Source organism: Desulfosporosinus sp. FKA (assembly GCF_002196785.1).
GTDB lineage: Bacteria > Bacillota > Desulfitobacteriia > Desulfitobacteriales > Desulfitobacteriaceae > Desulfosporosinus > Desulfosporosinus acididurans.
Window position 1 is genome coordinate 1 of sequence record NZ_NAHZ01000027.1, and the last position, 20186, is coordinate 20186.

Here is a 20186-nt window from a genome sequence, read left to right on the forward strand (position 1 = left end):
TAGTCTTGTCCCATATCATTATTGTATCAGTTGTTCAATTATACTACAACGGATTATTTAGAAACGAAACGGGAGCCGCCTTCATCCCACGATTGAAACCGTGGGCTTTTGGCTACGTTTCTGTAATGCCGGTAAATAAACTATTTTAGATTTGCTTGTTGTAAAGTGAACTCGTTCAGCTAAAGCTGAACATCGGGACTTCAGATGGGGACCCACCCCCACTTAAGAAGTGAGGGTCTTAAAAACTGGATAAAACCTGCAATAGCAATTTGCTCAAGCATTTAAAAATAAGGTAAGAAAAGGGGCCCAAAAGGCGTTAAAGCGTCCTTATGGGCTTATTTTTTTTGCATATTATTTCCTGAAGGCTGTTTTGAACAAGCCCCAATATTCAGTTTTAGCCGAACGAGTTCATAAGCAAAAACTTCTTGTCGAAGGTTAATGTTATACTAAAATAAGAACATTAAAAGGCAAACGATTGTAAAGAAAAGCATAATTAGAGTCAAATGAGTCAAAAGACTAAATAGTGAGAGGAGTTACCTTAATTGTTATCTCGCAGAAAACTTTTTATCATTCCTTTGGTTATCCTCATTTTGATGGTTTTTTCCGGGTGTAGTCCTGCGGCAACAAAGCCAAATTCTTCAGACATTCCAACAAAACAAGGCAGCTTGTTACAAGTTCATTTTCTTAATGTCGGCCAGGCAGACAGTATTTTAGTGATGGTACCTAACGGTCAGACAATTCTAATTGATGGGGGAAATGTTGAGGATGGACCTGGGGTTATCAGTTATCTGAAATCCCAGGGAGTCAAACAACTTACTGCAATTGTTGCCACGCATCCCCATGAAGATCATATTGGCGGACTGGCCGCTGTCATTCGCAGTTTTCCGCCCCAACAAGTTTATCTAAGCAATGGAACGGCAAACACTCAAGCTTTTAGAGATTTTATGACCGCCGTCAATGACAGCGGGGCCAAGAAAATTAGAGCTAAGGCGAATACTCAGCTTGATGTTTCCGGGATTACAGGTTTATTTCTGGCACCAAATAGTGAACATTATGAAGATCTTAACAACTATAGTGCTGTCTTAAGGCTAACATATGGTAAGGTTTCCTTCCTGTTCACAGGAGATGCTGAATCTATTTCCGAGGCGGAAATGTTAAAAAGCGGGAAAGATTTAAGGGCAACAGTGCTCAAAGTTGGACACCATGGCAGCAGCAGTTCAACTTCCAAAGCTTTTCTAAAAGCAGTTTCTCCGCAATATGCTGTTATATCTGTGGGGGTTAATAACGATTATGGTCATCCCGCTCAGACGACGTTAAAAAAATTAGCGGGTGCCGGGGTTCAAGTGTATCGCACAGATCAAGATGGAACAATCATAGCAACAACCAATGGAGACACCATAAAATTTACTAAAACAGGAGAAACCATTCCATCCAATGCCCCGCCTCTTAAAGCTGTAGATTAGAAAAATGAGTCAGAACTATTAAGGAAAGCTTAAATTGTTGAGGGAGGATCATATTATGGCCATGATCATTGATCGTTTTGAGGGTGATTTTGCAGTCGTTGAAGTTGATGGACGATCTATGGAAAATATCCCTAAATCCGATATTCCTGCGGGGGCTAGAGAAGGCGATGTACTTCGACCTGTTAACGGCAAGTATGAAATTGATAGTGAGGAAACAAAACGGCTTAGGGACGAGACTGCCAAACTCACCCAAGATTTGTGGTGATATACCCTATTAAGCTGTAATTATTTTTGGAGATACCTGCAGGAGTTGTCATAAAACAGTAGAAGTAGTGATATATATAGTCTTGCGTGCTTTTGTAATGGTCTTATGTTAAGCGGCCAATCATGATGATTAGAGAAATGGGAGGGAACATATATGAATAGCCAAAAAACATTGGAAAACTTGATGAGCGCTTTTGCCGGAGAATCTCAAGCCAATCGGAAATATCTCGCTTATGCCAAAAAAGCGGAGTCTGAAGGGAAAAAGAATGCTGCGAAACTTTTTAAGGCTGCGTCAGATGCAGAAACCATTCATGCTTTAAAACATTTTGAGGTCGCCGAAAAGATTAAGTCGACAACGGAAAACTTAAATGATGCGGTTAATGGTGAAAACTACGAATATCAAACCATGTATCCGGAATTTTTGAAAGTTGCTCAAGAAGAGGGTAACCAAGCTGCCATAAGAACATTTTCCTATGCTCTTAAAGCTGAAGAAGCCCATGCTAAACTTTATCAAGAAGCCTTAGATAACTTGGAGCAGGAGGAAGAAGTATTTTATTATCTCTGCCCCGTTTGTGGAAACATTGAGAAATTTGTTCCGGAAAAATGTCCGATCTGTGGGGTTCCGGGATCTAAATTTATTAAGTATTAGAATATCCTTTAGAAAGCGAGAGCTGCTGCCTAATGAACCGAATAGGTTTGTTTTGCAGCAGCTTTTGCTGCTTCAGGTCAATGTTGTGAATTTAAGGTGGTTAAGATTATGCTAGATCTCCTCATTGAGAAGGGTAACGTCTTAATAAACGGTCGTTTTGAAAAATTCGATATCGGTATCATCAATGGGAAAATCGTAAGTTTAGAGAAGAACAGTTCTGATCAGAAAGCATTTAACCGTTGGAATGCTGCCGGTAAAAAAATAGTTCCCGGCTTTATCGATGTCCATACTCACGGAGGAAATGGAGTTGATATTAACAATGCAACGACGAAAGATCTACTTCGGCTCAGTCGCTATTTTGCCGCTCAAGGAACAACCGGATGGCTTGCCTCGATCATCACCGATACATATGAAAGGACCGTCCAGTGTATAGAACAGATTTGTCGGGCTAAAGCGGAGATAAAGGACGGGGCCCAAATACTTGGCATTCATTTGGAGGGTCCCTTTCTCAGCGAGGCTTATAAAGGAGCAATGAATAGGCGTTGGCTGCGAAAAGCCGATAACTCCTTGTTTGAAACCTATCAGAAGTCAGCGGCAGGTTTGATTAACTATATTACGATTTCCCCCGAAGTGGAGGGAGCGCCCGAGTTGGTTAAAGAACTATCGGCGAAAGGGGTTATTGTCTCAATTGGTCATTCGGGGGCTGATTATGAGACTGCCTTAACGTGTATTCGCAATGGAGCGAGGAGCGCGACTCACACCTTTAATGCTATGAGATTATTGGATCATCATGCTCCCGGAATTTGCGGAGCTGTTCTAGAGACGGATATTTTTTGCGAGGCTATTTGTGATGGAAAACATCTTCATCCGGGAATAATAAGACTGCTTCTCAAAACAAAGGGTCTCAACAGAATTGTGGCCATCACAGACAGTATCATGGCAGCCGGATTGCCTGATGGATTTTATAATCTTGGAGTCAGCAGAGTACAGGTCAGCGACGGGGATGCCAAACTTATTAGCGACGGCACGCGAGCGGGAAGCACTCTTACCACGTCTATTGCTTTAAGAAATCTGATGACTTATACCGGTCGAAAATTAGAAGAGGTTATTTTGCTGCTGACAGCAAATCCTGCATCAATGTTGAATCTGGGACAGCATAAGGGCTCTATTCAGATAGGCAAAGATGCCGATCTCGTCATACTTGATGAGCTGCTCAGAGTTGAGATGACAATAGTCGGCGGCAACGTAGTTTATCTCAATTCGAAGCCATAGCAATGATCTCATTTAATACAGGATAAAGCGTCCTCGCTACACTATCCAGTGGAGTGGGGACGCTTTATTTTTGACAGAGTTTTATAAACCTTTATCGCTGCCCATTATGAATATGAACAAAAGTCACTATAGGTTACTTTACTCGAAGATTTGTTGCCAACAGAGTACTCTTTAATCTTTTCTACAAAAGGACGGAAACGAATTTTCTATTGTTTTAACCGACTCCGTTAGCTGTTACCGGATGATAATCCCAGCTTCCGTCATAGCCGTTGGGGAAGTATCGATAGGCCGCCGCTTCTTTATTGTCGCCGGTTAAGCGAACCGCGCAGGCCGAGCCGTCGGATAATTGACACACAACTGAGACGCCGGTTTTCGGGGTTGCTCCCAGATCACTGATGGATTTTTCATCCTCAATAATAAGAATATGTGCCATAAAACCACCTCAACTCATATTGTAGCATGCCCTCAAGGTCAACAATGTAATAGAGTTGTAAATTCGGTAGTTATAAGGTCAGGCGGCTGCGTAAAAAGGAGTGCCCCCAAAGCAACTCGAAGACCCGATTTGCTTTGGGGGCACTCCTTTAATTATTTCATAGCATTAAAAAATAACATCATAAATACTATTTGATTAGGCCCTGAGATTTAAGCCATTCACTTGCCACATCTTCTCAATAAATGAGCAGCTTGTTTTTGACTTAAGAAATAATCTTGGGCAAAGAAATTATTTCTTCTGTTTTTTATATTCGCTTATTAGATTATATTTTAATTGCGTCTCTTGCAGCTTCCTCTGCATAGCAAGCCTTTCTTCTTGATCAGGGCAGCTTGACATCTGTTCCCTTAGTTTTTCCATATCCTTTAACAACTGTACCTCTTCGGGAACAAATCCGGCATTCTTTAAAAGCATATATCCGGCACGGATTCCTGCGGGAAGACTTGCCCAGTAGTCGAGGTTAATAGGCTTACCCTGGGAAGGGAGGTTATCAAATTCACCGTTTCTAAGGGCCTCTTGAATCCTGTCTTCTGCAATTTTATCGAAAATGTTTGACATCGAAGGACAGCTCCTTAATCCAAACTATAGATTTCATAATCTTATTATATAAGGTTTAGAGAGCTTTTTTAACTTAAATTTGCAATAAAACGACTAACTTGATGATCTGAGATTTCTCCTGACTGACAAGCCGGAAGAATTGAGAAAACTAATTTTCAAAACGAGCAGAATAGGGGGCCACAAATTAACAGAGGATACAACCTAGAGGCATTATTAATGTTGACAACTCATTCTATTGTTATCAAACTATCATGTATAACAGGAACATAAGAAATAATAAGGAGGTCCCAGATAATGTATTTAGATCAACCTTTAGAAAACAGTAAGTTAGCCTTAAAAAATAGATTAATAATGCCGCCAATGGCTACTGCGAAATCTGGAATAGATGGGGGCATCACCCAGGATATTTTGAACTATTATGAGGAAAAAACTAAGGGCGGTTATCTTTCTCTGGTAATCATTGAACATAGTTATGTCACTCTTGCTGGAAAAGCCAGTAAAAATCAACTTTCCGTCGCTGAGGATTCTCTTATAGACGGCCTGAAAAAGCTGTCCGACCTTATCCATAACAATGGAACAAAAACAGTGATGCAAATTAACCATGCCGGAAGCGCCGCCAGCAAAGAAGTGATCAATATGGATCCCCTTGGTCCTTCGGCTGTGATTAATCCTTCCAAGGAAAATGCAGCAGTGCCAATAGCACTCGATAGAGATGGAATTAAAAAAATTGTAGATAATTTCCAAAAAGCTTCCATACGGGTAAAGGAGGCGGGATTTGATGGTGTGGAGATTCATTCTGCCCATGGCTACCTCCTCAACCAATTCCTATCCCCCCTGACAAATAAAAGAACTGATGAGTACGGTGGGGATATTACAGGAAGAATCAAAATTCATCTGGAAATCATCAAGGCGATTCGCGAGGCGGTCGGTGACTTTCCGATTCTTCTGCGTATGGGTGCAACGGATTACAGAGAAGATGGCCTTACTATTGAAGATAGTCAAAAAGCCGCATCAGCTTTTGCTCAGGCCGGGGTCGACATTTTAGATATCTCGGGGGGAATGTGCCGATATACCCTTCCAGGCGTTCAAGAGCCGGGATATTTTGCTCCCTATTCTGCGGCTATTAAAGCAGCAGTGTCAATTCCTGTAATAGTTACCGGCGGGATTACGAAAGCCGAAGACGCTGAGGAGATTCTTAGGAACAAAAAGGCCGATTTAGTAGGTGTTGGCAGGGCCATTTACAAAGATTCCAATTGGGCTAAAAATGCTATGGAAAGTTTCAAGTAAGTGTCCAGCTCATAACAAATGCTATCGCGCTGAAGGATGGACTCTACTCTCGCGTTTAATAAATTAACAGCTAGAGACTTAATTGCTCTGGCTGTTTTACTTCTTTATACGTTTTTGTTTACAAAGATTTAAGATCTAAGGCAAGCTTTTGTGATAACAATCACAGTCACAAAGGAGTTAAGGGCTTATACTTAACATTGAAGTAAAAGAAATCAAAGGAAGTGTGAACTTTGGGCTATAGGTTTACCGCCGCGGCGTTTAATCAGCTTCTTGAGAGTCTGAGGGAAAAGTATCGGGTCTATGCGCCGACTTTATTAAAAGGCAAAGGCAAGTTTTCCGATACCGATTTGGTCGGGTATGCTGAAATCTCAAAAATTGAAGACGTTGTCTTTAACCAAAAATCCTATTTTTCTCCTAAAGAAACCTTTTATCCTGTTACTCAGAGACTCTTTTATTTTAACGAAAATGGGTTTAGTGAAGCTGTTGTTGATGAAAAAGGTATGATTGTTTTCCTGCGTGCTTGTGACATACAGGCGGTAGAACGTCTGGATAAAATAATGTTAGAAAACGGTCCCTCTGCGGATTATTACTATGAGAGACTGAGAAATAAACTAAAGCTGATTGTTATGGATTGTCAGGAGAGCTTTGACAGTTGTTTTTGCGTTAGTATGGGAACTAATAAGACTGAGAACTACAGCGCATCTGTGCGCTTGGAGAACGGTGTTTATCTAAGTGATGTTCAAGAAGATATTGAAGGATTGTTCGCCTTCCATGGTGAGACGATTGAGGTGTCTCCTAAGTTTGTTGAGAGTAATAAGCAATCAGTTAAGGTTCCGGAAAATCTGGCCCTTGAATCAGTGGCTGCAAACCCTATCTGGGAGGAGTATGGTTCACGCTGTATTGCCTGCGGACGCTGTACTGTCGTTTGTCCCAGCTGTAGTTGTTATACAATGCAGGATATTTTCTATGACGATAACCCTAAGTGCGGAGAGAGACGTCGGGTTTGGGCCAGCTGCCAGATCGATGGTTTTACAGATATGGCCGGGGGGCACAGCTTTCGCCGTAATAATGGAGAGCGGATGCGTTTCAAGGTTATGCACAAAATAAAAGACTTTAAACAGAGATTTGGAGTTCATATGTGTGTCGGATGCGGACGTTGTGACAATGCCTGTCCCGAATATATCTCCTTGGCTCACTGCATCGACCGCCTGGGCAAAGAGGAGGCAGAAAACCGTGGCTAAAAACAGCTATTTACCCTTTAAGGCTAAAATTCTCGCTAAATATCAACAGACTGAACTGGATTGGACCTACCGTTTAGAGTGCCAGATACAACCTATTGCCGGTCAATTTATGGAAGTCTCCCTTCCCGGAGTCGGGGAATGTCCGATTTCCATCAGTGACTTTGGGGATGGCTATATCGAAATGACCATTCGCAGGGTTGGCCAGGTGACAGGGGGTATTGATAAGCTAGTTCCGGGAGATTATCTTTTCCTGCGAGGCCCTTATGGGAATGGGTTTCCTCTGGAGTCCTTTTACAATAAACATTTGATTATCGCCGCAGGTGGAACAGGACTTGCTCCTGTCAAAAGTGTCATTAATTACTTCTATGCTCGTCCGGAGCTTTTGCAGCGGTGCGATATTTTAACCGGATTTAAAACCCCTAACGATGTTTTGTTTAAACGTGACTTAGATAAATGGGCCCAAACGTTCAGAGTTGAAGTTACCGTTGATAAACTTGATGAGTCTGGAAACCTCGAAGTAATCGCCAATTCTTGCAGCCGCAGAACAGGTCTTATTACTGCTTTGATTCCGGATGTAGAGATACCCTCCCTGGAAGATGTGCGGGTTATCATCGTTGGACCGCCGGTCATGATGAAGTTTACTGCTCAAGAATTCCTGTGCAGAGGCTTAGCCAAAGAGAACATCTGGGTCTCTTTTGAACGTAAAATGTCATGCGGCCTTGGCAAATGCGGTCATTGCAAGATTGACGAAACGTATGTATGTTTGGAAGGTCCGGTATTTAATTTTTCTCAAGCGCAAACTCTCTTGGATTAGTTGGAGGGATTTAGGATGACAATTAATACAAAAAAAGTTATGAAAAATGCCTGGCGAATTACGAAAGACAGAAATCTTACCTGTCTGCGTCTCAGGGTACCCGGAGGTCATTTGCCGGTAAAGCTGCTTCCGCTGATCCAGGAAATAGCTGAACGTTTCGGCAATGGCGATGTTCATATCACGACAAGACAAGGCTTGGAAATTCCTGCTATTCCTTTTGAGTATATGAAGGAAATTAATGCTCTCCTCGAGCCATTCCTTGAGGAACTGGAAGTCAATATCGGAGTACTCCTCGAGCAACCTGCTCAGGGTTATCCTGCGGCTGGGACACGAAATGTAGTAGCTTGTATCGGCAATAAAGTTTGTACTAATGCTGTGTTTGATACGACGGCTTTAGCTAAAGATATCGAGAAAATTATTTACCCTAATAATCCCCACGTTAAAATTGCAGTCACCGGCTGCCCCAATGACTGCGTAAAAGTTCATATGCATGATATCGGCATTATTGGACAGGTTGAACCTCTTTACGATGCTCAGCGCTGCATCAACTGCCAAGCCTGTGTTAAAAATTGTGCCAAGGTTTCTACCGGGGCTCTTTCCATAGTCAACTATAAAGTGAAACGAGATGCTTCCCGCTGTATAGGCTGCGGCGAGTGTGTTTTGAAATGTCCGACAGGTGCCTGGACTCGGGGCGGACAATATTATCGAGTTGTGGTTATGGGCAGAACCGGGAAAAAGAATCCTCGTTTAGCTGCTCCATTCCTGGAATGGGCAGAACGAGAAGCAGTCCTGCGGCTGTGTAATAACCTTTATGATTATATTGATAAGCACATTGACCGTTCTCTTCCTAAAGAACATGTTGGTTATATCCTGGATCGCACAGGCTATCCTGTCTTTAGAGAGGAGATGCTTAAGGGAGTTGAATTGGGCCCGAAAGCAAAAACAGCCAATTATTTGGATTTTGCGGGGTACTCCTATGATAAAAAATGCATTTTTGATTGATCCAATTAATGTTCAGCCAAAGCTGAACGAGTTCACTTGGAAACAATTAGTACACTAGATTCTTTACTTTTTCAGCCAACGTCAGGGAGGAGGTTAAACCGGGCGATTCTATGCCGATGAGGTTAATTAACCCTTCAAAACCGCGTTCGGTTTCATGACAGACAATGAAATCACGAACGGGATCACCCGGGGCCTGAATTTTTGGGCGTATGCCAGCCATATCAGGCAAGAAATCCTCAGAGTCTAAAAATGGCATATACGTTGTGACCGCATTAAAAAATTCCTGGCCATGTGCTTCGTCGACATCATAATCCAGCGTTTCGGTGTAGATAGCATTGGGACCGAACCTCATGCGACCATCCAAGGATTTGGTCGCATGTATGCCTAAACCCTTCAGTGCCTTGAGGGGAGGTGGATAAATAAGATGTGACACTAGTGCGGATTTGGAGTTCGGAACACTAAAATATTCTCCTTTGCAGGGATAGATGCGGTAATTGCTGTTATCAATGTCAATCCCCAGGAAGGAAGGGATTTGATCTGAGCTTAAGCCTGCACAGTTGATGAGCCACTGACAGCGCAGCGCTTCGAGTTGGTCTGCCGGATTGCGGTAAGTCACCTCAAAGCCATTATCTATGTGTTCAACACCTTGGACGTTATGCTGATAGGCTATGACGGCTCCTTGTTCAAGAGCTAACCATTCAAGTCTTAACATCAACTGGTGAGAGTCAACGATCCCGGTAGAAGGGGATAAGACGGCGGCGACCGCGCGAATGTTGGGCTCTAATCGGGCGATCTGATCGTTGTCGATAAGTTCCAGATCATTAACTCCGTTTTTTTGCCCCTGTTCCAGGAGGGAGTCCAGTACTGGGATTTCCTGTTCACTTCGGGCAATAATTAATTTTCCGATTCGTTGATGAGGGATATTCCAAGCCCGGCAAAAGTGGTAAAGGCGTTGGTTGCCCTCAACACATAAGTTTGCCTTGAGACTTCCTGTTGGATAATAAATACCGGCATGGATGACTTCGCTGTTGCGGCTGGAGGTTTCCTGCCCAAATTTGCTATGCCGCTCAAGCAAGACCAGAGAACGATCTTTGAATTGCTTTGATAGTTCCGCAGCGACGGCTAAACCGACAACTCCCGCTCCGATAACAACAATCTCTACCTGCTCCATAGCTACCATCCCTTTTTGTCAATTGTGAACATAAATTTTCCAAGGTATTATTAGTCTTACTATATAATTATAAGCGTTATGTCTTGGTATTTGTCAACATTGCCAAACTGTGCTTGATCTTATTTTTAGAGAGTGAACTGAGAACCGCCCTCACTGGGAGAAGTGGGCGTCTTACAATTGGATTAAAGTAAAGTAAAGCCCGAGAACTTCCAGCAATTAGGATTTTCTCGGGCTATTTGTACTAGCAGAAAGTATAATCAAACTAACCTGCCGCTGCCGCCAGAGGCTGGCAAAAGCGCTTAATATCTGTTATCGAAAATCCGCGTGGATTTCTTCTCACTTCGGGGAAGTTCACCAATAGCGACAGCCTTTGGCACAATTGTGATTCCGATTTTTGCTTTACAATGTTGCTTGACGTTCTGTTCAATGACTCGTTTATCTGCTTCATTCTCCGTTTCAAAGAACACCGTCATAATATCTTTCCCATTCAAATGGTCAATAATTACCTGATATTCACTGCTTGCTCCCTCAACTTCTCGCAGCATTTCATCAATTTGCGCCGGAAAAATATTTGTGCCTTTAACTTTAACCATATCGTCGGTTCGGCCGATCAGGGTATCGATCCTTGGATATTTCAAACCACAAGCACATTCTCCCGGTATGAACCGCGTCAGATCGTGTGTGCGATAGCGAATGAGCGGGGCGCCTTCTTTTCGGAGAGTTGTAATAACCAACTCGCCGATCTCCCCAAAGGGAACCGGTTCTCCGGTATTATGATTAATAATCTCAAAATAGAAATAGTCATCCCAATAATGCATGCCGCATTCTTGATCACAGCTCATAGCGATGCCGGGCCCGTAGATTTCAGTTAAACCATAGACATCATAGAGCTGAACTCCGAGTTCATTGGCTATGCGGCGGCGCATTTTTTCTCCCCAACGCTCTGAACCAATAATGCCCTTAGTAAGATGAATTTTATCTTTGACTTTGCGTTTGGTGATTTCTTCCGCTAAAAGTAAGGCATAGGAAGACGTCGCACATAAAACTGTACTTTTTAAATCTTTCATCATCTGAATTTGCTTGTCCGTATTCCCAGGTCCCATAGGAATAACCATAGCACCTAACAGTTCTGCACCGGTCTGAAAACCTATTCCTGCAGTCCATAAACCATAACCGGGCGTGATATGGACTCGGTCTAAATTGGTTAACCCGGCAGTTTCATAACAGCGTTTGAACATTTCTGCCCAATCAGCAACATCCTTTTTAGTATAGGGAATGATTACCGGAGTACCCGTCGTGCCGGAAGAGGAGTGAATACGAACAATTTCGCTGTCTGGAACTGCCTGAAGTCCTAAGGGATAAGCCTCTCTTAAATCGCCTTTGTCAGTAAAAGGAAGCTTTTCAAAATCCTCTTGGCTCTGAATAGCCGTTACATCGATGTCTGCAAATCTTTTCTTATAAAACCCATCGACTTGGGAAAGTTTGACAAGCATTTTTTTGATAGCGTCAAATTGGGTCTGATTCATCATTTTAAATTACTCCTTTATGGCGGTTTTAGCGCCTGCACGCAATGCTTTTAGATTCATCGCAATAAATTGCTGTGGTAATTTATGCTCAATGGTCCGCTCTATTTCTGCCAAAGAAATATCGAATACACCGGCAGCTGCCGCCGCTCCCAGCAGGGCGATATTTAAAACTCTAGTGCTGCCGCAGGCAGCGAAGATTGGCTCAACATCAATAATGATCAGACGTTTGACATGACTTTTCAGGTAGTCAAGCATTTCTGTTCCTTCATAATTCGTTTTGGCAAGAGAGTCTGTAACCGGCTTGATATCTTTTTGGCTGACAATGACAATTCCTTCTTCTTTTAAATAAGGCAAGCTTCTCACCGCTTCGGCAGGTTCAAAGCCAATAATAACATCGGCGGACCTGAGGGGAACCAAGGGAGAATGAATCTCTTCACCAATTCGGACATGGCTGACGACACAGCCGCCGCGCTGTGCCATACCAATAGTTTCCGCTGTGCGGACGTTTTTACCCTTGCCCATGGCCGTTTGGGCAATGAGTTTCGATGCAAGTACCGTACCTTGACCGCCGACCCCCGCTAAAATGCAATTAATCATTTAGTTTGCACCTCCGATTGCCTTAAATGGACAGACTTGTGCACATATTGAACAGCCATAACATAAGGAAGCATCAATTCGAACTTTGTTATTATCTTTAACAATGGCCGGACATCCCAATTCCTTAATACATAGTTTACAACCTGTACATTTCTCGCTGTCAACGGAAAAGACAGGTGCCGGGTCGGCAACAGCAATGCAGGGAGATTTAAAGATAACAGCGGATATCCCCTTGTTGGCGGCTGCTTCTTTGACGGCTGCGCTAGAGTCTTGGAGGTTAAAAGGATTCATCGTTGTGATATGCTTAACGCCAAGTGCTTTCAGCACTTCGCTGATCTTGATTTTTTCGGAAATGTTTCCCATCATAGTTTTGCCTGTTCCCGGATGTGGTTGGTGACCGGTCATAGCAGTTGTTGAGTTGTCTAAGATAATAAGAACAATATCTGTCTCATTGTAAACGGCATTGATGACACCGGGTATACCCGTGTGGAAAAAGGTAGAGTCTCCAATAAAAGCAAAATTGACCGCATCGGGTTCTGCTCGATGAAGGCCTTGGGCTATGGTAATTCCGGCGCCCATGCAAAGGCACGTATCAACCATGTCCAAGGGCTTGGCGTTTCCTAACGTATAGCAGCCGATGTCACCGGAGAAAACGGCCTTTCGCCCTTTCATCGCTTGTTTTACGGCATAGAAAGAAGCTCTGTGCGGACAACCTGCACATAAAACAGGCGGCCTGACGGGAAGAGCCGGCATATCCTCAGAGGGTTTTACAGGATGAATTGGGATTCGCAAAAATTCAGAAACGGCCTTACTGACTGACTCGACTGAATTTTCCCCGGCGTTTTGGATATGCTTTGTCAGCTTGCCCATAATTCTCACAGGTAAATGATGCTTTCCACATAAATAAACCAATTCTTTTTCAATAACAGGATCTAATTCTTCGATTACGAGAACTTCATCAAGGCCTGTCAGGAATTCGAGAGCCAATTTCTCCGGGAAAGGATGCGGTGTAGCCACGCGGAAGATTTTGCATTCTCCCTTTAGGTTTGATAATGCCTCGCAAGTATAGGCATAACTGATTCCTCCGGAAGCAATCCCCTTTTTACCGCTTCCCTGTAGGGAATTATAGCGATAAGACGAAAAATCTTCACTAAGCACAGGCTGTTGTGCTTCCATTTTCAAATGATTGAGGTAAGAAAGCCGGGGGAAAATTGCCCACTTGGGGTCTTTAATGAAGCCCTCGGCTTTAACTTCAAAGCGTTTTTCTTCAAGATCGACTGTGGCATAACCATGGCATACTCTGGTAGTTGGACGGAATAACACGGGAGTATTATATTTCTCCGAGTATTCAAAAGCATCACCGATCATCAGATAGGCTTCTTCGGGAGAAGAGGGGTCAAAGACAGGTAATTTGGCAAAGATGCCAAAATGCCTGGTGTCCTGTTCCGTTTGTGAAGAGATCGGGCCGGGGTCATCGGCGACGACGATAACCATGCCTCCTTTGACGCCAAGGTAGGCCAGACTCATTAAGGGATCTGAAGCTACATTTAGTCCAACCTGTTTCATGGTTACCATGGTTCGGAACCCGGCGAAGGCAGCGCCAGAGGCAACTTCCAAGGCCGATTTTTCGTTGACAGACCACTCAACATAGATGCCGGGATTCCTCTTAGCAACTGTTTCCAGGATTTCAGTTGAAGGTGTACCTGGATATCCTGTAACGACTCCGACTCCGGAGCGAATTGCACCCAGAGCGATAGCCTGATTGCCCATTAATAACTCTAATGCCATAGTCTTACCTCCCTGATATGATTTTTAAAATAAAGGTTTCCTAAAAGCAAAAAAGCCATATCACCCACATAAATATGGGGCGATATAGCTCGCGGTGCCACCCAATTCAGAAACCGGCACTTTCTCAGAAAGTTGGTTTCTCTTCAAAAGGTACGCAACGCAGGTGTCAAACCTTAGTATTAATACCCTTCCCTTATAACGCAGGGACAACGGCGCGGGCTAGTTAAGCATTGCTCTTTTACCCTGCTCCTCCCAGAACCATTCGCTGATTTCCATTGCACCGGACCTTTCACCAATCGCCGGCTCGCTTCTCAATATTCATCAGTTACTTTTTCTGATCATAGGATTTAATTTAAAATTTACTTAATTTTAGTTGGAATAAGTTCCTTTGTCAATAGGCACCTGGTAAGCTCTCTCGTGCAGATGCGGCGAAATGCTAAAATAGCTGCAGGTATTTGCGGCAAAGCTATTTACTTATTATGGAATATTTTCCTACTAATACAACTAATATTTACTTAAACGCAATTATATGATACAATAAGCCAACATCAGGGTGACAACTTCGCTAAACCTCCTTTGTTATCATTTAAAGTGGGGTGAGTTTCATAGTAAACTTAAGAATCAAATGTTTAAATTTTTTGACAAAGATTAGGGGTGATCTTAAATCTAACAAGAAAAATTTACTTAAAACTATTTTACCTTTAACGTTAACAGCACTTTTTGCTGTTGTGATTATTATTTTAATCACAAGAAAATCCGTATGCATTATTATTAATGGCAATTCGAAAAGTGTCATTACCTATAAATCTAATGTAAGTCAAGTGTTATTTAGCGAAGGTGTTAAAATATCTCCTTATGATAAAGTTACTCCAGCGCTGGATTCGAAAGTAACTAATCATTCGACCATAACTGTAAAACATGCCGTCGCTGTAAATTTAACCCTTGAAGGGAAAGAAACTACAAAATACTCTCCTGAGGATAATGTCAAAGACTTCTTAACCTCTCAAGGAATCGTTGTAGGTTCGGAAGATAAAGTTACCCCTGAAAAAGAAGCTAAATTGTACAATGGGATAAAGATTGATGTGGTTAGAGTTGAGCATAAGACTCTTTCTTCCCTGGATACGGTTGCCTATAATACTATTAGAAGGCCTGACAGCAGTTTGCCTAATACCTATGAACAAACGGTGCAAGAAGGACAAAATGGAGAAAAACAAACTATTTTTGATACAATCTATGAAAACGGTAAAGAGATTTCAAAGAAAATTATAGATGAGCATTTCACGAAAAAGCCCGTTGATAAAATTGTAGTTGTCGGCACCTTTCCATTAATGCCTGTATCTAGAGGCGGACAACAAATTGATTATAAAAAAGTTATTCAAGTTAAGTCGACAGCCTATTATGCTGTTCATGGTGTTGGCAGTACTTACACTAGTTCTGGACGAATGGCAGTGAGAAATCCGGACGGATACAGCACGATTGCCGTAGACCCCAGCGTTATACCTTATGGGACTAAAGTTTTTGTCGAAGGTTATGGCTTTGCCGTTGCCGCTGATACCGGTACGGCAATTCGAGGAAATTGGATTGATGTTTTCTTTGATACATCTGCGGAAGCTCGCAGATGGGCTGTTAAATATGTAAAAGTATATATTCTTTAAATCATCCCATAGCGGGTATAATCGAAATGGTTCTAATAAGTACGGATTATGAAAACTCTAGCAGGAAGCTAGAGTTTTTTTGGCTTTAAAGCATGTTTGGAAAACAATAAGAGGTAGCGGTAAAGATAATGCAGAAAGGCTAGTACATCAATATCCATATATGGTAAAATATGTAAATGATACAGAAGCTTTGTTTATGGACGCTTCATAGGTCTAAAGCGATTGATGTTACACAATTCGCGAGAGGAGTTGTAGGATAAATGACTAGCTTTAGAAAGTACAAATACTTAAAGAAACCTATCAATTGGTCCCTATCGCTAAAAGCCACGATCGTTACAGGGCTGTTGTTTTTATTGATCTTTGGCTTTTTCTTGCCCTTAAGGGCTGGAAAAGCAAACAATCCCACGCAATCTCCTGATTCAACAGCAAAGGAAACCCAGACCCAGACCCAGACTAAAACCAGAACAATCCCCGCTTCTGCGCCCTCAACTCAAACTATTGTTCAATCCGAATCTCAATCGAGATCTTCATTATCGACTATAGTGCCAAGCAGAGAAATAAAGGCCGACTTTTCAAATGTAATATTTGTCGGTGATTCAATAACATACGGATTTAAGAAATCTCACAATACTGTAGTAAAACAGGACCACGTTTATGCCAAAATTGGGGCTCATGTTTATGAAGGGGCTAAACTTTTGGGAGACAACAGCAATATAATCAGGAGTCGATGTAATGGTTCGGTAGATTATGTATTCCTGATGTTTGGAGCAAACGATTTTGGCTATGATATGCGTTCTTACCAAAAATGGTATAAAGAATTAATAGAATCCACAAAAAAGATGTTCCCCGAGTCCAAAATTATTTTGCAATCTGTGATGCCTATGAAGAGTACCCTTGATCAACCGCAAAGGAATTTAGAACCGCAAAAACTGAATAAGATTGTAAAAGCTGTAGCTGCTGAAGAAGATGTAACGTATTTGGATATTTCCAAGAGTATTCCTAATGCGACAAATTTACTTCTTTCAGATGGATTGCACTTTAAATCAGAGTTGTATCCCCTTTGGATTGCGGTGATTAAAAATAATGTTAAACAACTATTATAATTCTCAACCTGGTTAGAGCAATTTTAAAAAGGATCTCCATGCAAACGTAAGGCCGCTGCTATAAAACGATTCAGTCGTTTAGCAGCGGCTTCTTTTGAGTAATCAGGATATCGCTATAGAGCATTGTTTTGCAGAAAGTTTAACCAAGACGTATAAAAAGACGGTTTATAGTGTATGCCATCATTGGCATAGTAACTTTGATTAAAGTTAACTAAAGATGAAGGATTAATAAATCCAACATTTTCATTATTGGCTATCTGGAAGATTGCCGAATTATATTCGTCAATATTAACATTATTTAAAGAGGGATTTCTTTGAGTTGCTTGATTTTGCACAGGAAGAATAGATTGTACATATATTTTGGCATTTGGGCATTCGGCCTTGACTGTATTTATTAAGTCGGTATAGTGCTGAGCAAATTGGGCCTTTGTATATTTTCCCACGTCATTAACTCCACACATAATAAAAACTCTTTGCGGATTCTGTTTTGCCGCCGAATCAACCAACTGTCTAACCTTGTCAGTACCAATTCCAACTTGGGCATAGACCTTGGAATCATCCAACAGTTTGTAGGCAGATAATCCTTTCGTTATTGAATCTCCTAAAAACACATCATTATTAAATATTTTATTGTAATTGCTGTTAGATGAGGTGGAGTATATGGGCTGGTTCTGTGAATAAATTCGGGCAACTTGATTTTTATCTTCCAAAGGCAGCGAACCGGTTTCATGTTCGAGAATGGTATGGGCAATTAAATTAGTAAAAAGCTGATTCGTGCGCATATTATTATTGGCGCTTAATATATTAGGGAAGGAATTATCTGAATTACCAAAGCTTGAGGAATTAGAGTTAAATAGACCGGAAGAGTCTTCAGTATGTAAAAGTTCGTATTGCAAAAATGTTTCAAAGCAATTGAGAAATGCAGGCAGTTCGCTTTTGGTGGAAGATTCTTGATTAAGAGTACTGGATTGAAGTAATGTTGCTAAATCAGGATTAGATATATACATTATTGTTATATCCTCCTTTCTGAACAAAGAACTAGTATCTAACATCGTCATCATCGTCATCTTAGATTATACTGCCCTGAAGAATCGTATAGCTTTTTTGCGATATTTTGCTATAAATATACTATTACGAGACTTCTAAATCAAGATTAGAATTGGAAAATTCACCGTAATAATAATTTAAACATACTGTAATAATTCTGTAATAATTTGCGTCTTGACAAGGTTTTCAGATTAATATAGCCTATACTTATGAGTTTATTCACATATTACCAAGAAATTTGGGTACTTATTTACGAAAACGGGGGATAAAGGGAAATGGTGAAAAAGTTTGGAATTATTTCTTTAATGCTGTTAATTACGGTCATAACCTTAGTTGGATGTGGTTCATCGCAAACAGCAGCGGCTAAAGACCCTTCTGCGGCAGATATAGTTCAGAAAGTCAAACAAACAGTTGATATTTCTAAAATGAGAGTCGCAGATGCTGCAGAATTAAAGAAGTTATATGGCATAAATAGTGACGAACTTTCTGATTTCGCACTTTACACGGCATCTTCTAATATAAAAGCTGATGAATTAGCTATTTTCAAAGTTAAAAATTCTAATGATATTCAAAGTATTAAAGACCAAATTAAGAAACGCATCAATAAGCAAGAAAGGAACTTCGGCGGATATCTTCCTGACGAGACATATCTTGTTCAGCATAATATCGTCAAAGCTAAGGGGGATTTTGTTATCTTAATTATTTCCAAAGACGCTGACAAAATTTCCAGTGCAATCGATCAAGTGCTTAATTAGTGTTTTTAAATCTAATTTAATTTGATTTCGTTTAGGAAGTGGCAATTTGGTTTTTAGTAGTCTGCTTTTTATCTTTAAATTTTTGCCCATTACTCTTCTTTTGTATTATATCGTACCAAAGTCTCTAAGAAATATTGTTTTAATTCTTGCCAGCTTAATATTTTATGCTTGGGGAGAACCTGTCTATATAGTAATTATGCTCTTCGCAATAGTTTTTGATTATACTAATGGGCTGATTATTGAAAAAAATTCTGCGAATATCGTTATAAAAAGATTGGGCTTAATTGCGTCTTTAGTAGTAAATCTTGGCCTGCTAAGTTTTTTTAAGTACTATGGTTTTTTTGTCAGCAACGTTTCGGCCTTATTTCATCTTAATTTAACGATTAAAAGTCTTCCTTTACCTCTGGGAATTTCCTTTTATACATTCCAGTCTATGTCATATATTATCGATGTTTATTTAGGAAAAGTCCCTGCACAAAAGAAGATTTTAGCCTATGCTACATTTGTAACTATGTTTCCTCAACTTGTTGCCGGGCCGATAGTACGGTACATTGATATCTCAAAGCAGATAGACAACAGAAAACAAAACTTAGTTCAATTTTTAGATGGCCTTGAGCTTTTTATTATCGGACTAGCTAAAAAGGTTTTGCTTGCTAATAATATTGGCATCTTATGGACCAGCATCAAGGCAACTCCGCAGGGGGAAATATCTATTCTCACAGCTTGGATAGGAATTATTTCCTTCACCTTTCAAATTTACTTTGATTTTAGCGGCTATTCTGATATGGCTATCGGCCTTGCCAAGATGCTTGGTTTTGAATTAAATATAAACTTTAATTACCCTTATATATCCAGGACTGTCACGGAGTTTTGGCGGAGGTGGCATATATCACTCGGTACATGGTTTAGAGAATATTTGTACATACCTCTTGGGGGAAACAGACAAGGTAAATGGAAACAACTGCGAAATTTGTTTGTTGTTTGGTTTTTAACAGGCTTTTGGCACGGAGCTAACTGGAATTTTATTGTGTGGGGTTTATACTTTGGAAGTTTTGTAGTATTAGAAAAATTCTTCTTATTAAAATGGCTTAACAATAAACCCAGATTTATAGGTCATGTCTATACACTTTTGGTTGTCATTGTAGGCTGGGTATTTTTTGAGTTTGACAGCTTAACTCAAGGGTTAGGGTTTATTAGAACAATGTTTGGGATTGGAGCTAATAAACTGATTGATGGGCATTCATTATACTATCTCTATACTAATGCCATATTGTTTGTTATACTCGCCATTTGTTCCACACCTCTTATGCGTAATTTATTGAATAAATTTAAGAAGACTATGAAAGTAACCGGAACCATTGCTATTCCTATTGCCTATATGCTTATTGTCGTATTATGTACTGCCTACTTAGTTAATGAAAGCTATAATCCATTTTTATATTTCAGATTCTAACTCAACTTTCGCTTGAAAGTTGAGTTAACTATGCGCGATAGTTATGTAATT

Annotated in this window: 19 protein-coding genes and 1 other annotated feature; of the genes, 12 read left to right on the forward strand and 7 right to left on the reverse strand. The window is 41.0% G+C overall.

The window, feature by feature from the left end:
• Positions 1-542 precede the first annotated feature (542 nt).
• From B5771_RS09645 to nagA, 4 genes are all read left to right on the forward strand, one after another.
• Positions 543-1463 carry a ComEC/Rec2 family competence protein gene (locus B5771_RS09645; protein WP_088187340.1) on the forward strand — a complete coding sequence of 307 codons (921 nt, stop codon included), beginning with the start codon at positions 543-545 and terminating at the stop codon, positions 1461-1463.
• Between the two features lie 55 nt (positions 1464-1518).
• On the forward strand, positions 1519-1728 hold the full coding sequence (locus B5771_RS09650; RefSeq protein ID WP_088187341.1) for a DUF3006 domain-containing protein: 210 nt from the start codon (positions 1519-1521) through the stop codon (positions 1726-1728).
• 153 nt (positions 1729-1881) lie between these two features.
• On the forward strand, positions 1882-2376 hold the full coding sequence (locus B5771_RS09655; RefSeq protein WP_047808554.1) for a rubrerythrin family protein: 495 nt from the start codon (positions 1882-1884) through the stop codon (positions 2374-2376).
• A 108-nt stretch (positions 2377-2484) separates the two neighbouring features.
• Positions 2485-3648, forward strand: a complete 1164-nt coding sequence (gene nagA, locus B5771_RS09660) for an N-acetylglucosamine-6-phosphate deacetylase (RefSeq protein WP_088187342.1) — start codon at positions 2485-2487, stop codon at positions 3646-3648.
• A 214-nt stretch (positions 3649-3862) separates the two neighbouring features.
• Here the strand turns inward: nagA and B5771_RS09665 are convergent, their stop codons facing one another.
• Both B5771_RS09665 and B5771_RS09670 read right to left on the reverse strand, forming a co-directional pair.
• On the reverse strand, positions 3863-4081 hold the full coding sequence (locus B5771_RS09665) for a hypothetical protein (protein WP_088187343.1): 219 nt from the start codon (positions 4079-4081) through the stop codon (positions 3863-3865).
• A 288-nt stretch (positions 4082-4369) separates the two neighbouring features.
• Positions 4370-4696, reverse strand: a complete 327-nt coding sequence (locus B5771_RS09670; RefSeq protein WP_088187344.1) for a DUF1992 domain-containing protein — start codon at positions 4694-4696, stop codon at positions 4370-4372.
• Between the two features lie 291 nt (positions 4697-4987).
• Between B5771_RS09670 and B5771_RS09675 the strand changes: the two genes are divergently transcribed.
• From B5771_RS09675 to asrC, 4 genes are all read left to right on the forward strand, one after another.
• Positions 4988-5983, forward strand: coding sequence for an NADH:flavin oxidoreductase (locus B5771_RS09675; RefSeq protein ID WP_088187345.1), 996 nt, complete (start codon positions 4988-4990; stop codon positions 5981-5983).
• Between the two features lie 230 nt (positions 5984-6213).
• Positions 6214-7224: an anaerobic sulfite reductase subunit AsrA gene (gene asrA, locus B5771_RS09680; RefSeq protein ID WP_088187346.1), complete on the forward strand. Its 1011-nt coding sequence runs from the start codon at positions 6214-6216 to the stop codon at positions 7222-7224.
• The gene (gene asrB / locus B5771_RS09685) at positions 7217-8038 is read left to right on the forward strand and encodes an anaerobic sulfite reductase subunit AsrB (RefSeq protein ID WP_088187347.1); all 822 of its coding nucleotides are present in this window, start codon (positions 7217-7219) and stop codon (positions 8036-8038) included. Before asrA ends, asrB begins: the two co-directional genes overlap by 8 nt.
• Before the next feature lie 15 nt (positions 8039-8053).
• A complete protein-coding gene (asrC, locus tag B5771_RS09690; protein WP_088187348.1) occupies positions 8054-9040 on the forward strand; it encodes a sulfite reductase subunit C in 987 nt (328 codons plus the stop codon).
• Between the two features lie 46 nt (positions 9041-9086).
• Here the strand turns inward: asrC and B5771_RS09695 are convergent, their stop codons facing one another.
• From B5771_RS09695 to iorA, 4 genes are all read right to left on the reverse strand, one after another.
• Positions 9087-10211: an NAD(P)/FAD-dependent oxidoreductase gene (locus tag B5771_RS09695; protein WP_088187349.1), complete on the reverse strand. Its 1125-nt coding sequence runs from the start codon at positions 10209-10211 to the stop codon at positions 9087-9089.
• A 299-nt stretch (positions 10212-10510) separates the two neighbouring features.
• A complete protein-coding gene (locus tag B5771_RS09700) occupies positions 10511-11737 on the reverse strand; it encodes a phenylacetate--CoA ligase (protein ID WP_088187437.1) in 1227 nt (408 codons plus the stop codon).
• A 9-nt stretch (positions 11738-11746) separates the two neighbouring features.
• Positions 11747-12334 (reverse strand): indolepyruvate oxidoreductase subunit beta, encoded by a 588-nt coding sequence (locus tag B5771_RS09705; RefSeq protein ID WP_172408229.1) that lies wholly within the window; start codon positions 12332-12334, stop codon positions 11747-11749.
• On the reverse strand, positions 12335-14122 hold the full coding sequence (gene iorA, locus B5771_RS09710; protein ID WP_088187350.1) for an indolepyruvate ferredoxin oxidoreductase subunit alpha: 1788 nt from the start codon (positions 14120-14122) through the stop codon (positions 12335-12337).
• Between the two features lie 72 nt (positions 14123-14194).
• Positions 14195-14473 (reverse strand) — a binding site (T-box leader).
• Between the two features lie 287 nt (positions 14474-14760).
• Here iorA and B5771_RS09715 point away from each other — a divergent pair.
• Together B5771_RS09715 and B5771_RS09720 are read left to right on the forward strand one after the other, a co-directional pair.
• Positions 14761-15777 (forward strand): 3D domain-containing protein, encoded by a 1017-nt coding sequence (locus tag B5771_RS09715; protein WP_172408230.1) that lies wholly within the window; start codon positions 14761-14763, stop codon positions 15775-15777.
• A 260-nt stretch (positions 15778-16037) separates the two neighbouring features.
• Positions 16038-16880: a GDSL-type esterase/lipase family protein gene (locus B5771_RS09720; protein ID WP_088187352.1), complete on the forward strand. Its 843-nt coding sequence runs from the start codon at positions 16038-16040 to the stop codon at positions 16878-16880.
• A 113-nt stretch (positions 16881-16993) separates the two neighbouring features.
• Here the strand turns inward: B5771_RS09720 and B5771_RS09725 are convergent, their stop codons facing one another.
• On the reverse strand, positions 16994-17887 hold the full coding sequence (locus tag B5771_RS09725) for a GDSL-type esterase/lipase family protein (RefSeq protein WP_172408231.1): 894 nt from the start codon (positions 17885-17887) through the stop codon (positions 16994-16996).
• Positions 17888-18202: 315 nt separating this feature from the next.
• On the opposite strand from B5771_RS09725, the gene B5771_RS09730 reads away from it, so the two are divergent.
• Positions 18203-18682, forward strand: a complete 480-nt coding sequence (locus tag B5771_RS09730) for a DUF4358 domain-containing protein (RefSeq protein ID WP_088187354.1) — start codon at positions 18203-18205, stop codon at positions 18680-18682.
• A gap of 46 nt (positions 18683-18728) precedes the next feature.
• On the forward strand, positions 18729-20135 hold the full coding sequence (locus B5771_RS09735) for an MBOAT family O-acyltransferase (RefSeq protein ID WP_088187355.1): 1407 nt from the start codon (positions 18729-18731) through the stop codon (positions 20133-20135).
• Positions 20136-20186 lie beyond the last annotated feature (51 nt).